Consider the following 12,324-nt stretch of genomic DNA (forward strand, 5'->3'; position numbering starts at 1 on the left):
CCTCATGAGGCCGCTGAGGGGCTTGACAAAGACCCCGATCTGACTCTCAGGTAACAAAACGGTTACTCTTAAAGCTACGTGTCCGCTGATGATAGGTAATATTTTGCGTTTCAAGACTGCAGTCGCACTTGTGCTGCTCGGCCTCCTGACACTGCTGGCCGGAATCGGCCAGAAGACGGTTTGGGCTCCGGCCGAGACCGTCACCGCCACCGCACCCACGGGCGGCACCGCCGCCCCGTTGACCGTCTTCGACGAGAAACTGCGAACCCTGCACGGCGGCACGGTGAAGATCCACGTCAAGGGGGAGGGCAACTTCATCCTCGCCGCCGGCCGGCCGGACGACGTCGATGCGTGGGTTGGGAAGACCGCCCACAACACCGTTTCCGGTGTCTCGGACGACGGCAAGTCGCTGAAGCTTGACCACGCCGACGGCGACGCCAAGGCGCCGTCCCCGGCAGGCTCCGACCTGTGGGTCACGACGGAGAACGCCAATGGCGAGCTGGACTACTCCTGGACGGCGCCGGCGGACGGGGACTGGGCGCTGCTGCTCGCCTCGGACGGCTCCAAGCCCGCCCCCTCGTCGATTTCGATGACGTTCCCGAACGACACGTCCACTCCCTGGGCCGTTCCGTTCATGGTCCTGGGCGGCCTGCTGATCCTGGCCGGCGCTGCCTTGCTCCTGATCAAGCCGGCGCGGGACAACAAGGGCAACGCCGGCGACGGCGGTGCAGCCGGCGGCTCCGGCGGGGGCACTCCGAAGGGCAGCTTGTTTGCACAGCGCGCGCGGGCTAAGGCTAAGGCAAAGGTCGCTGCCACGGAAGCCGGCGGTGCCCCGGGCGCCGCCCCGGCCCGCGACAGCAGTGTTGAACGCGTTGTTGCCCCGTCAGCCTTCCGCCGCCGCTCCGGCGTTGCGGTAGCGTTGCTGACCGCCGCCGCGGTAGCGGGCACGGGCGTCGCGGCGCAGGCCAGCCAGGCTCCCTCGCCCTCGCCGAGCAGTTCCTCGCCCTCGGCTGCAGGCCAGGATGCCGATGCTCCGGTCCTGCTGGACGCGCAGTTCCGGCGCATCCTTGAGCAGGTCGCCAGCGCCGTCGACGCCGGCGACGCGGCCAAGGACGCCGCCAAGCTCACGCCCCGGGTAGGGGCGACCGAGCTTGAGGTGCGCAAGCAGAACTACAAGATCCGTTCCAAGGTGGGGAGCTACGAGCCCCGGATGCCGGTGCGCGCCACGAAGCTCCTCACCACAGTGGTCAGCAACAAGCGCGACTGGCCGAGGTCCGTCATGGCGGTGACGCAGGGCGACGGCAACGTGGTCCCGCAGCTGCTGACCCTCGTGCAGGCCTCCCCGCGGGAGAACTACAAGCTGGTCGGGGCTACCCCGCTGCAGCCGGGCACCACCTTCCCGGGTATCAACCGCGGGGGCACCGAAACCCTGGCGGCCTCGGACAAGTCCGGGCTGCTGTACAGCGGCCAGGAGGCGCTGTCCGGGCTGGCCGACCGGCTGACCAAGGCTGACTCCAGCTTCAAGGACAAGCTCACCGAGGGGCAGTCCTCGCCGTACATTGCTGACACTCTGGCGTACCAGAAGGACGTGGTGAAGTCGGGCACGAACGGCAAGTTCAGCTTCAGCCACAAGGTTGTTCCTGAGGACACCGTGGTGTTCCGCACTGCCGACGGCGGCGCCCTGGTCCTGGGCCGTCTGGACTTCGCCTTCGACGGGACGCCGAAGAACTCCGGCGACAAGCTGACGATCGGTAACGACGCCGCGGCCCTGGCCGGAGGCAAGGAGACGAGCACGGGTATGGTCCTGAGCTTCGCCGAAGCCGTGGCCGTCTACGTCCCGCCGACCGGCTCCAAGGATCCGATGAAACTGGTTGCCGCCACCCGCGGCCTGGTCGGGGCAAAAATCAAGTAGCCTCCAGCCGGACACTGTCCGTCCGGCACCCCGGCCGGAGCCACACCGCAACGACCGGGCCGCAATCGCGGCCCGGTCGTTGCTGCGTGGGGCGTAGTGGATAGAGTGGAGCTATGACTTCGCCAGCTTCCCGCCCGGTCCCTCCAGCTGCAGCCAACCCGCTCAATCTGCGGGGCGCCGTCGACCTCTCCTCGCTGAAGCAGCGCCCCGCGCCGCCGGCGGGCGCCGGGGCGGGCCGGCCGCCGGCCCCGGGGGCTGCCGGCACGGCCCCCGGTGAACCCGGGGGCGGTTCCGCCGGTGCGCCGCTGCGCGTGGACGTCACCGAGGCCAACTTCCAGGAGCTCGTGGACCTTTCCGCCCAGGTTCCGGTGGTGATTGCGCTGTGGGCCAACTACTCGTCCGGGTCCGCGCAGCTCGTGGATGTGCTGGAGCAGATCGTCGAAAGCTACGAGGGCCGGCTGGTCCTCGGCGCCGCCGACATTGAAGCCTTCCCGCAGCTCGCGCAGGCGTTCCAGGTGCAGGCTGTTCCGACCGCCGTCGCGCTGGTCAAGGGCCAGCCCGTGCCGCTGTTCCAGGGCGGCGCCGAGGAGCAGCAGGTGCGCAGCCTCTTTGACGAACTCCTCAAGGTTGCGGGGGCCAACGGCGTGACCGGCCGGATCGGAGCCGGCGGACCCGGGGCCGCCGAGCCCGAGGCTCCGCCGCTGCCACCGCTGCACCAGAAGGCGTTCGACGCCATCGAGGCCGGCGACTACGCCGGCGCTGCCGCGGCTTACCGGCAGGCGCTGACCGAGATGCCCGCCGACGCCGAGGCCAAGGCCGGTCTGGCGCAGGTCGAGCTCATGGGCCGCCTGCAGGCACTGTCCGCCGCGGAAACGGACGCACTCCGCGGCCGTGCCGCCCAGGAGCCGGACAGCCTGGAGGCCCAGCTCGCCGTCGCCGACCTGGACATTGCCGGCGGCCACGTCGAGGACGGCCTGGGCCGGATCGTGACGTTCATCGGCCGGAACTTCGGCCCTGAACGGGAAACCGCCCGGGTGCGCCTGCTGGAGCTTTTCGACGTGGTGGGAACTTCCGATGACCGCGTCGCCAAGGCCCGGCAGAACCTCGCGCGGGTGCTGTTCTAGTGGGCTCCGCGCTGTTTACCCCGCTGGAGCTGCGCTCGCTGCGGCTGGAGCACCGCGGCTGGGTCTCGCCGATGTGCCAGTACAGCTGCGAACCCGACACCGGCGAAGGCGTGCCCAACGACTGGCACCTGATGCACCTCGGCTCCTTCGCCACCGGCGGAGCCGCCCTCATCCTGACCGAGGCGGCCGCCGTTAACGCGGCCGGGCGGATCAGCCCCCGGGACGCCGGGCTCTACAACGACGCCCAGGCCGAGGCATGGGAGCGGATCGTCTCCTTCGTGCACCGCCACGGGTCCGCGAACGCCAAGATCGGGACCCAGCTGGCGCACGCCGGGCGCAAGGCCTCCTCCTACTGGCCGTTCTCCGGCAAATCCGGCACCGTGCCCGCCTCCGAAGGCGGCTGGAACACCCTGGGCCCGGGCACCGGCGCCTTCGACGGCTACGCCCCGCCGTCGGCCATGACAGAGCAAGAGATCGACGGCGTGATCGCCGACTTCACCGCCGCCGCCGTCCGGGCGGTCGGCGCCGGCTTCGACACGATCGAGATCCACGGCGCCCACGGCTACCTGCTGCACCAGTTCCAGAGCCCGCTGGTCAACGACCGGACCGACAGCTGGGGCGGGGACGAGACCGGGCGCAACCGGTTGACCCTGGCAGTGATCGACGCCGTCCGGGACGTCATCCCGGACTCGATGCCGCTGCTGCTGCGGATCTCCGCCTCCGACTGGGCCGACGGCGGCATCGACGCCGAAGCCTCGGTGCGGTTGGCCCGCGCCGCCGGCGAACACGGGGTGGACCTCGTGGACGTCTCCAGCGGAGGGGCCGTGGCGCACCAGTCGATCCCGGTCGGCCCCGGCTACCAGACCGGATTCAGCGCCCGGATCCGGCGCGAAGCCGGTGTACGGACCGGGACTGTGGGGCTGCTGACCTCGGCAGGACAGGCCGAGCACGCCGTCGCCACGGGGCAGGCCGATGGCGTGTTCATCGCCCGTGCCGCGCTGCGGGACCCGCACTGGTGGCTGCGTGCCGCCTTCGAACTGGGCCACGAGCTGGCTTGGCCGCCGCAGTACGAACGGGCCATCCCGCGGCACACGTTTTAGGCGGCCGCGGCGGTTAGTCTAACGTCATGACTTTCGAACAACCGCACGTCCCGGCGCTGGCCCTGCGCGGGCTGGCCAAACGCTTCGGCACCAAGATCGCCGTCGACGGCATCAGCCTCGACGTCCCGGCCGGCTCCTTTTACGGGATCGTCGGCCCCAACGGCGCCGGCAAGACCACAACGCTGTCGATGGCCACCGGGCTGCTGCGGCCGGATTTCGGCACCGCACTGGTCCACGGGGTAGATGTCTGGCAGCACCCGCTGGAGGCCAAGAAGCTGATGGGGGTGCTGCCGGACGGGGTCCGGCTCTTCGACCGGCTGACCGGCGAGCAGCTGGTGACCTACGCGGGCCTGTTGCGCGGCATGGACCGGGAGGTGGTGGCGTCGCGGGTGGCGGAGCTGCTCGCCGCACTGGACCTCAGCCAGGACGCCGGCACGCTGGTGGTGGACTACTCCGCCGGCATGACCAAGAAGATCGCCCTCGCCTCGGCGCTGATCCACGCGCCCCGGCTGCTGGTGCTGGACGAGCCGTTCGAATCGGTGGACCCGGTCTCCGCCGCCAACATCCGTGACATCCTGGACCGCTACGTCGCGTCCGGGGGCACGGTGATCGTTTCCAGCCACGTCATGGACCTCGTGCAGCGGATGTGCGACCACGTCGCCGTCGTGGCCGCCGGCCGGGTGCTGGCCGCCGGCAGCGTGGACGAGGTGCGCGCGGGCGAGTCGCTTGAGGACCGCTTTGTCCAGCTGGTGGGCGGCCGCAGCCATACGGAAGGGCTGGAATGGTTGCGCACCTTCTGAGGCTCAAGCTCACCCTGCTGCGCAACAGCCTCCGGCGCAGCCCCTGGCAGTTGGTGGGCCTGGGCATCGGGGCGCTGTACGCCCTGGGCATTGTGGGGCTCGGCGTCGCCGGGCTGTTGCTCCTGCGCCAGGCCGACGTCGCGACGGCGCAGACGGTGGTGGTGCTGGGCGGCGCCGCCGCGGTCCTGGGCTGGGCGGTCATTCCGATTGTGGCGTCCGCCGCGGACATGACGCTGGACCCGGCCAGGTTCACGACCTTTGCCGTGCCGATGCCGCAACTGCTGGCAGGACTGGCGCTGGCCGGGCTGATCGGCATTCCGGGGGCGGCGACGACGCTCGTGGCGCTAGCCACCGTGGGCACCTGGTCCCGTGGCTTCCTGGCCGCGGCCGGTGCCCTGGCCGGCGCGGTCCTCGGCGTGCTCACGTGCGTCGTGCTCTCCAAGGTGGTCACTGCCGGCACGGTGAGCCTGGCCAGTTCCCGGCGCTTCAAGGACGTCAGCGCGGTGGCGTTCCTGATCCCGCTGGTGTTGATGGGGCCAATTGTGGCCGGCGTCGCCCGCGGAATCGCCGGCAACGCCGGGTTTGTGACTGAGCTGGCGCGGGTCCTCGAATGGACGCCCGCCGGGGCAGCCTGGGCCCTCGGTGGAGAGCTTGCCGCCGGCCACTTTGGTCCGGCCGCGCTCAAGCTGCTCATCGCCGCCGCCACCCTGGCTGCCCTTGCCTTGTGCTGGAAGTTCCTGCTGCAGCGCGCGCTCGTCACACCGCCCTACGCCGGGACCGCCAAAAAGAAGGCATCAGGGCTGGGGCTGTTCGCCCTGGTTCCGGCCACCCCCACGGGGGCCATTGTTGCGCGCTCGCTGAGCTACTGGCTGCGCGATCCACGCTACGCCGGCGCCCTGGTGGTGGTGCCGCTGCTGCCGGTGCTGCTTTTCTTCCAGGCCAGCCAGACAGGGTTCTACGGGATCCTGCTGTTCGTCGGTCCGCTGACCGCCTTCCTGCTCGCCTGGTCCATCGCCTCGGACGTCTCCTACGACAGCACGGCCTTTGCCCTGCACGTCTCGGCCGGCGTGCGCGGCCTGCACGACAGGCTCGGAAGGGCCGTGGCGTGCCTGGTCTTCGCTTTGCCCGTCGTGTTGGCCTTCAGCGTCCTGCCGATGTTCTTCACCGGCGACTGGTCGCTGTTGCCCGGCATCCTGGGCCTGGCCCTGGGGGTGCTGTTCACCGGGCTGGGTCTGTCCTCTGTGGTCTCGGCGCGCTACACCGTGCCCGTGCCGCTGCCCGGCGACAGCCCGTTCAAGAAGCCGCCGGGCAACGTGGCACAGACCCTTGCCGTGCAGTTCGGCGGCATGGCGGTGCTGCTGCTGCTGGTGAGCCCGGAGCTGGCGCTGGTGACGCTGCAGCTCGCGGGCGGCAGCGCCGTGCCGGGCTGGATCTGCCTGCTCCTCGGCCCGGTGCTGGGCTTCGCGCTGTTCATCGCCGGGGTGCGGCTGGGCGGCAAATGGTTTGATTCGCGCACCCCGGAACTGCTGGCGCAGCTGGCCGTCAACCGCTGACCGGGTCTGACGGCCCGGGCCCGTGCGGGCCGGAGTGGGATAGCCTGCCGTCATGGAAGTCGTGATCCTTGCCGGCAGCAGGCCGATTGCCGCGCTCGCCGCCGACGCGATCGAGGCCCTGCTGCGGCGCAAGCCCGACGCCGTCCTGGGCCTGGCCACCGGATCGTCGCCGCTGCCGGTGTACGAGGAGCTCGCACAGCGGCATGAGCGCGGCGGCCTCGACTTCAGCCGTGCCCGGGCCTTCATCCTGGACGAGTACGTCGGGCTCCCGGCGGGGCACCCCGAGTCCTACCGCGAAGTCATCCGGCGCGAATTCACCGGCCGCGTGAACATCAGCCCGGACAACGTCCGCGGACCCGAGGGGGAGGCCGGCGACATTCCCGCGGCCTGCCGGACGTACGAGGACGCGATCCGGGCCGCCGGGGGAGTGGACCTCCAGCTCCTCGGGGTGGGCACGGACGGCCACATCGGCTTTAACGAACCGGGGTCCTCGCTCGCGTCCCGGACCCGGATCAAAACCCTGGTCGAGCAGACGCGGCGGGACAACGCCCGCTTTTTCGGGAGCCTGGCTGAGGTGCCGCACCACGTCCTCACCCAGGGCCTCGGGACCATCCTGGACGCCCGGCATGTGATCCTCCTCGCCACCGGCGCGCAGAAGGCACAGGCCGTCCGCGACTTCGCCGAGGGACCGGTGGCCGCCATCTGCCCGGCGTCGGTCCTGCAGTTGCATCCCCACGTCTCCGTCCTCCTGGACGAGGCGGCGGCCTCCTCGCTCCGACTCGCCGATTACTACCGGCACAGCTTCGACGGCAAGCCGCGCTGGCAGGGCATGTAACGACGGCAATCCGTCCCACGCTGGAATCCGCCGTCGAGATTCCGTCCGTACCAGCGGCTAAGATGGATGTCATGACCAGCATGACGGATCCCCTCGAAAACGACCCGATGCGTGAGCTCTCCGGAGCCGGGACGTCGACGGCTACGATTGAGCGCGAGGAACTGCGCCAGGAAGTGGAGCCGGGCGACCGGGAGCGCTTCTCGCACTACGTGCGCAAGGAAAAGATCATGGAATCCGCGCTGTCGGGCGAACCCGTCATAGCCCTTTGCGGCAAGGTGTGGACGCCGGGCCGGGATCCGAAGAAGTTCCCGGTCTGCCCGGAGTGCAAAGAGGTCTACGAGGGCCTCCGCCCGGGCGGCGACGGCGGAGACTCCGGGAAATAGGGCCATCGAATTAGGCCACCCGCAGCCGGCTGGGTCCGTTGGGGCTGCCGGCGCCGTGCCGGCGCTGCCGCCCCGCGCTGCGGGATCCGCCGCGTTCCTGCTGTCCGGTTCATCCGAAAAAGATTGGTGTTTTTGTGCTTAATTGGGTTTCTCCGGAACCGGCTGACGTGCGCGGAGGGGAGGACTCCTAAGTGACAGAGACACTCTTTGGCGGACCCGTGCTGCCGCCCGCGTATCCCGAGCGGGCCGCGTGGGGTACCGCCCCGAAGCTGCGCGCCTGGCAGCAGGAAGCACTGGACAGCTACTTCGGCAGCCACCCCAAGGACTTCCTGGCGGTCGCCACCCCCGGAGCCGGCAAGACCACGTTCGCTTTGCGCGTGGCCTCGATGCTGATCGAGGCCGGCGTGGTGAACCGGGTGACGATTGTGGCCCCGACAGACCACCTCAAGCGCCAGTGGGCCGACGCTGCCGCGAAGGTCGGCATCGCGATCGACCCGAACTTCAAGAACGCTGACGGCCAGCACGGCCGCGGCTTCATCGGCGTCGCGGTCACCTACGCCCAGGTGGCCAGCAAGCCGATGCTGCACCGGGCCAAGACCGAGGCGGCGCGCACGCTGGTGATCCTCGACGAAATCCACCACGGCGGCGAAGCGCTGTCCTGGGGTGACGGCCTGCGCGAGGCCTTCGATCCCGCGGCCCGGCGCCTGTCCCTGACGGGTACCCCGTTCCGTTCGGACACCTCGCCGATCCCGTTTGTCGAGTACGCCGAGGACCGCGACGGCATCCGCCGCTCCAAGGCCGACTACACCTACGGCTACGGCAAGGCCCTCCGCGACCATGTGGTCCGCCCGGTGATGTTCATGGCCTACTCCGGCCAGATGCGCTGGCGGACCAGCGCCGGGGACGAGATGGCCGCCTCCCTGGGCGAAGCCGCGGTCACCAAGGACATCACGTCCCAGGCTTGGCGGACGGCATTGAACCCGGCCGGCGAATGGATCCCGGCCGTGCTGGCCGGGGCGGACAAGCGCCTCAGCGAGGTGCGGCGCACCGTGCCCGACGCCGGCGGCCTGGTGATTGCCACCGACCACGACGACGCGCGGGCCTACGCCGGCCAGTTGAAGAAAATCACCGGCGAATCACCCACCGTCATCCTCTCCGACGACGCGAAGGCCTCCAGCAAGATCGAGGAGTTCTCCGCCGGCGACAAGCGTTGGATGGTTGCGGTCCGTATGGTCTCCGAAGGCGTGGACGTCCCGCGGCTTTCCGTCGGCGTCTACGCGACCTCTACGTCGACCCCATTGTTCTTCGCCCAGGCCGTGGGCCGCTTCGTGCGTGCCCGCAAGCGCGGCGAGACGGCCTCGGTGTTCCTGCCCTCCGTGCCGCAGCTGATGGCGCTGGCGAACTCCATGGAAGCCGAGCGCGACCATGCCCTGGACCGGCCGGAGAAGGAAGACGCCGACGGGCTGTTCAATCCCGAGGACTCGCTGATGGACGAGGCGAACCGCGAGGAGAAAGCCTCCGACACCCTGATGAAGGGCAAGTTCGAGGCGCTCGACTCGCAGGCCTCCTTCGACCGCGTGCTGTTCGACGGCGGCGAGTTCGGGACCGGCGGCGAGGTGGGCTCGGAGGACGAGCTGGACTTCCTCGGGATTCCCGGCCTGCTCGACGCCGAACAGGTCGGCACCCTGCTGCGCCAGCGCCAGCATGAACAGCTCAACCGCAAGAACAAGCGGGCCCCCCAAGCCGCCGCCGAGGCCGTGCCGGCCGTGCCGGACCACCGAATGCTGATGGACCTGCGCACCGAGCTGGCCAAGAACGTCGCGGCCTGGTCCGCCCGGACCGGGACCCCGCACGGCGTCATCCACACCAAGCTCCGGACCGTGTGCGGCGGCCCGGCCGTCGCCCAGGCCAACGAAGAGCAGCTGCAGACGCGGCTGCGGAAGCTTCAGGACTGGTTCATCGGCCGGAAGTAGCCGCCGGAAGCTGCGGCCGCGCCGGCCCGCAGGGCAAAACACGCCACAAAAAAGGGACCGGGGTAACCGGTCCCTTTTAATGCCGCCGCCCCTGCCTTACTGGGCGGCGCCGCAGGTCTGGGAGAATTTCTGGCCGGCCGCGGTGTACTCGGCCTTCAGCTCCTCAAGCTTGGCCGAGTCGGAGTCCTTCTTCGCGGCCTCATCCAGGTAGTCCAGGATCGACTGCAGCGGGGCCTGCAACTCCTCGGAGGCCTTCGCCTCGATGGGCCGAATCTGGTTGGCCAGCCGCGTCATGCCGAACTTGTCCGAACTGGACGTCGGCGACGAGGTGATGGTCTTGATGCGGGCGCAGGTTTCCTCACTGGTCATCTGCGGGGTGGCAGTGCAGGCGGCTGCACCGAGCAGGGTACCGGCAGCGATCAGGACGGTCAGGGTCTTCTTCATGGTGTACTCCGGGAATTTACGGGTCCGACGTTACTGGCAAGGATTTCGAGTCTACTGTGCGGCTCGAGGCGGCGACGAGCTCAGGCGATGTCGACGCCGCCGAACTCCATCTCGGCGAAGGCGTCGTCGAGATCCTCGGCGATCCCCACCGTGAGCCCGCGCGGCACGGTGACGGAGTAGCCGGCCTGGACGGCATCCAGGGCGGTGGCCTTCACACAGTGGTCGGTGGCGATGCCCACGACCACCACTTCCTCGACGTCGTGGCTCTGCAGCCAGTCGTCCAGGCCGATGGCATCCTCGCCAGCGGCGAGATCACTGCCGGCTGCGGCACCGGCGTCGACGGCGCCGCCCATCGGCAGCGAACCGGGCGCACGGTCGCCGGTGGGGACGGCGTCGTCCGGGGCCAGCAGCCCCTCGAAGCCCGAGTAGGCCGCGGTGAACTGTCCCTTGCGGAAGTAGGCCTGGATGTATTCGGTGTCCAGGTCCGGGTGCAGCTCCGCGCCGCGGGTGCCCGCGACACAGTGCGGCGGCCAGCTGTCGACAAAGTCGGGCTGCTCCGAGAAGTGCGCGCCCGGCTCGATGTGCCAGTCCTGGGTGGCCACGACGTGGTCGAACTGCCCGTGGTGGGCGTCGACGTATTCGCTGATCTCGGCCGCCAGGGCCGCTCCGCCCTCGACCGGGAGCGCCCCGCCCTCGCAGAAATCGTTCTGCACGTCAACGATGATCAAGGCACGTGACATTCAGTCCTCCTCGTAGATGGTGGGGATGGCTGCTTCGCCGCGCTGGAGCCGGTTGACCACGGCCGGGAGCTCCTTCATGCTGTCGGCGTGGCGCTGCCGCGCCCGAACGACGCCCTCGGGCCCGGTCCAGCCGGGCAGCAGCTCGCCGTTCTTGATGAACTGCTGCAACAGCTGCCGGTCGTTGCCGTCGTCGTCCGGGTGGTGCCCGATGCCGACGATTTCCTGGCTGGCGGTGCCGCGCTCGTTGAGCCTGCGCAGCGCGTATTTGCGCCCGCCCTTGCTGGTCTTGTTCTTGGCCGCCTTGGCTACCGGAACGAACGCGCCGGAGTCGTCGGTGCGGCTGACCAGCTTGTAGACCATGCTCGCCGTCGGAGCGCCGGAGCCGGTCACCAGCGAGGTGCCGACGCCGTAGGAGTCCACCGGGGCGGACTGGAGTGCGGCAATGGCGAATTCGTCGAGGTCCGAGGTGACGATGATCCGGGTGTTCTCGTTGCCCAGCTGGTCGAGCAGCTGCCGGACCCACTGCGCCTGCGCCACGAGGTCGCCGGAATCCAGCCGGACCGCGCCCAGCTTGTCGCCGGCCAGTTCGACGGCGGTCCGGACGGCCGCTTCGACGTCGTAGGTGTCCACGAGCAGCGCGGTGCCGGCACCCATCGAGGCGATCTGCGCCTCAAAAGCCTCGCGCTCGGTGTCGTGCAGCAGGGTGAAGGAGTGGGCGGCGGTGCCCACCGTCTTGATCCCGTAGCGCCGGCCGGCCTCGAGGTTTGAGGTGCTGTCGAAGCCGGCGATCACGGCGGCGCGTGCGGCCGCGACGGCGGATTCCTCCTGCGTCCGGCGGGAGCCCATTTCGACGCAGGGCCGGGTGCCAGCGGCCGTGATCATGCGGGAGGCCGCGGACGCGATGGCGCTGTCATGGTTGAGGATCGAGAGGATGTACGTTTCGAGGATGCAGGCCTCGGCGAAGGTGGATTCGACGATCAGGATGGGGGAGTTGGGGAAATATGCTTCGCCCTCGGCGTAGCCCCAGATGTCGCCCGAGAAGGAGAAATTGGCCAGGTACTCCAGGGTTTCCTCGTTGACCACCTTGGTCCGGCGCAGGAAGTCGATCTCGGCGTCGCCGAAGCGGAAGTCCGCGATCCCCTCCAGCAGCCGGCCGGTGCCCGCCACGATCCCGTAGCGCCGGCCGTCCGGCAGTCGCCGCGCAAAGGCTTCGAACACCGACTTGCGGTGGGCGGCGCCGGAATGCAGGGCGGCCTGCAGCATGGTCAGCTCGTAGTGGTCGGTGTACAGGGACGTGCGGGGATGGTCCCAGCCAGCTGAGGTGCTCACAAATTCACTCTAGTCCCCACCGGCTCCCACGTCTCGCTTCGCTTCGCCGCGGGGCCCTCGCCGGTGTGGGCCCACCCACCGGCTCCCACGTCTCGCTTCGCTTCGCCGCGGGGCCCTCGCCGGTGTGGGCC

11 protein-coding genes are annotated in these 12,324 nt (G+C 69.7%); 8 read left to right on the top strand and 3 right to left on the bottom strand.

Annotated features, from left to right (window positions below):
- The first annotated feature begins 88 nt into the window (after positions 1-88).
- From AC1DBD_RS11280 to AC1DBD_RS11315, 8 genes are all read left to right on the top strand, one after another.
- Positions 89-1,912 carry a DUF8094 domain-containing protein gene (locus AC1DBD_RS11280; RefSeq protein ID WP_476982111.1) on the top strand — a complete coding sequence of 608 codons (1,824 nt, stop codon included), beginning with the start codon at positions 89-91 and terminating at the stop codon, positions 1,910-1,912.
- Between the two features lie 113 nt (positions 1,913-2,025).
- Positions 2,026-3,036, top strand: a complete 1,011-nt coding sequence (locus tag AC1DBD_RS11285; protein WP_476982112.1) for a co-chaperone YbbN — start codon at positions 2,026-2,028, stop codon at positions 3,034-3,036.
- Positions 3,036-4,136 carry an NADH:flavin oxidoreductase/NADH oxidase gene (locus AC1DBD_RS11290; RefSeq protein ID WP_441417367.1) on the top strand — a complete coding sequence of 367 codons (1,101 nt, stop codon included), beginning with the start codon at positions 3,036-3,038 and terminating at the stop codon, positions 4,134-4,136. The genes AC1DBD_RS11285 and AC1DBD_RS11290 overlap by 1 nt, the downstream gene beginning before the upstream one ends.
- A gap of 26 nt (positions 4,137-4,162) precedes the next feature.
- Complete coding sequence (locus AC1DBD_RS11295; RefSeq protein ID WP_441417368.1) at positions 4,163-4,936, top strand: ABC transporter ATP-binding protein; 774 nt, start codon at positions 4,163-4,165, stop codon at positions 4,934-4,936.
- A complete protein-coding gene (locus tag AC1DBD_RS11300; RefSeq protein WP_476982113.1) occupies positions 4,918-6,489 on the top strand; it encodes a transporter in 1,572 nt (523 codons plus the stop codon). The genes AC1DBD_RS11295 and AC1DBD_RS11300 overlap by 19 nt, the downstream gene beginning before the upstream one ends.
- Before the next feature lie 52 nt (positions 6,490-6,541).
- Positions 6,542-7,324 (top strand): glucosamine-6-phosphate deaminase, encoded by a 783-nt coding sequence (gene nagB, locus AC1DBD_RS11305; protein WP_476982114.1) that lies wholly within the window; start codon positions 6,542-6,544, stop codon positions 7,322-7,324.
- A gap of 71 nt (positions 7,325-7,395) precedes the next feature.
- Positions 7,396-7,707, top strand: coding sequence for a DUF3039 domain-containing protein (locus AC1DBD_RS11310; protein WP_441417371.1), 312 nt, complete (start codon positions 7,396-7,398; stop codon positions 7,705-7,707).
- Between the two features lie 191 nt (positions 7,708-7,898).
- Complete coding sequence (locus tag AC1DBD_RS11315; protein ID WP_476893320.1) at positions 7,899-9,680, top strand: DEAD/DEAH box helicase; 1,782 nt, start codon at positions 7,899-7,901, stop codon at positions 9,678-9,680.
- 96 nt (positions 9,681-9,776) lie between these two features.
- Here AC1DBD_RS11315 and AC1DBD_RS11320 read toward each other — a convergent pair whose 3' ends face one another.
- From AC1DBD_RS11320 to AC1DBD_RS11330, 3 genes are all read right to left on the bottom strand, one after another.
- Positions 9,777-10,124, bottom strand: a complete 348-nt coding sequence (locus AC1DBD_RS11320; RefSeq protein WP_476982115.1) for a hypothetical protein — start codon at positions 10,122-10,124, stop codon at positions 9,777-9,779.
- An 80-nt stretch (positions 10,125-10,204) separates the two neighbouring features.
- Positions 10,205-10,864, bottom strand: a complete 660-nt coding sequence (locus AC1DBD_RS11325; RefSeq protein WP_441417374.1) for an isochorismatase family protein — start codon at positions 10,862-10,864, stop codon at positions 10,205-10,207.
- A complete protein-coding gene (locus tag AC1DBD_RS11330) occupies positions 10,865-12,193 on the bottom strand; it encodes a nicotinate phosphoribosyltransferase (protein ID WP_441417375.1) in 1,329 nt (442 codons plus the stop codon).
- Positions 12,194-12,324: the final 131 nt, after the last annotated feature.

The sequence above is a fragment of the Arthrobacter sp. 10T419 genome, from assembly GCF_056394105.1.

Excerpts from the sequence above, each read along its gene's own strand:
- AC1DBD_RS11280 (WP_476982111.1), top strand. The coding sequence starts at position 89 with ATGATAGGTAATATTTTGCGTTTCAAGACTGCAGTCGCACTTGTGCTG.
- AC1DBD_RS11285 (WP_476982112.1), top strand. The coding sequence starts at position 2,026 with ATGACTTCGCCAGCTTCCCGCCCGGTCCCTCCAGCTGCAGCCAACCCG.
- AC1DBD_RS11295 (WP_441417368.1), top strand. The coding sequence starts at position 4,163 with ATGACTTTCGAACAACCGCACGTCCCGGCGCTGGCCCTGCGCGGGCTG.
- AC1DBD_RS11300 (WP_476982113.1), top strand. The coding sequence starts at position 4,918 with ATGGTTGCGCACCTTCTGAGGCTCAAGCTCACCCTGCTGCGCAACAGC.
- nagB (WP_476982114.1), top strand. The coding sequence starts at position 6,542 with ATGGAAGTCGTGATCCTTGCCGGCAGCAGGCCGATTGCCGCGCTCGCC.
- AC1DBD_RS11310 (WP_441417371.1), top strand. The coding sequence starts at position 7,396 with ATGACCAGCATGACGGATCCCCTCGAAAACGACCCGATGCGTGAGCTC.
- AC1DBD_RS11320 (WP_476982115.1), bottom strand. The coding sequence starts at position 10,124 with ATGAAGAAGACCCTGACCGTCCTGATCGCTGCCGGTACCCTGCTCGGT.
- AC1DBD_RS11325 (WP_441417374.1), bottom strand. The coding sequence starts at position 10,864 with ATGTCACGTGCCTTGATCATCGTTGACGTGCAGAACGATTTCTGCGAG.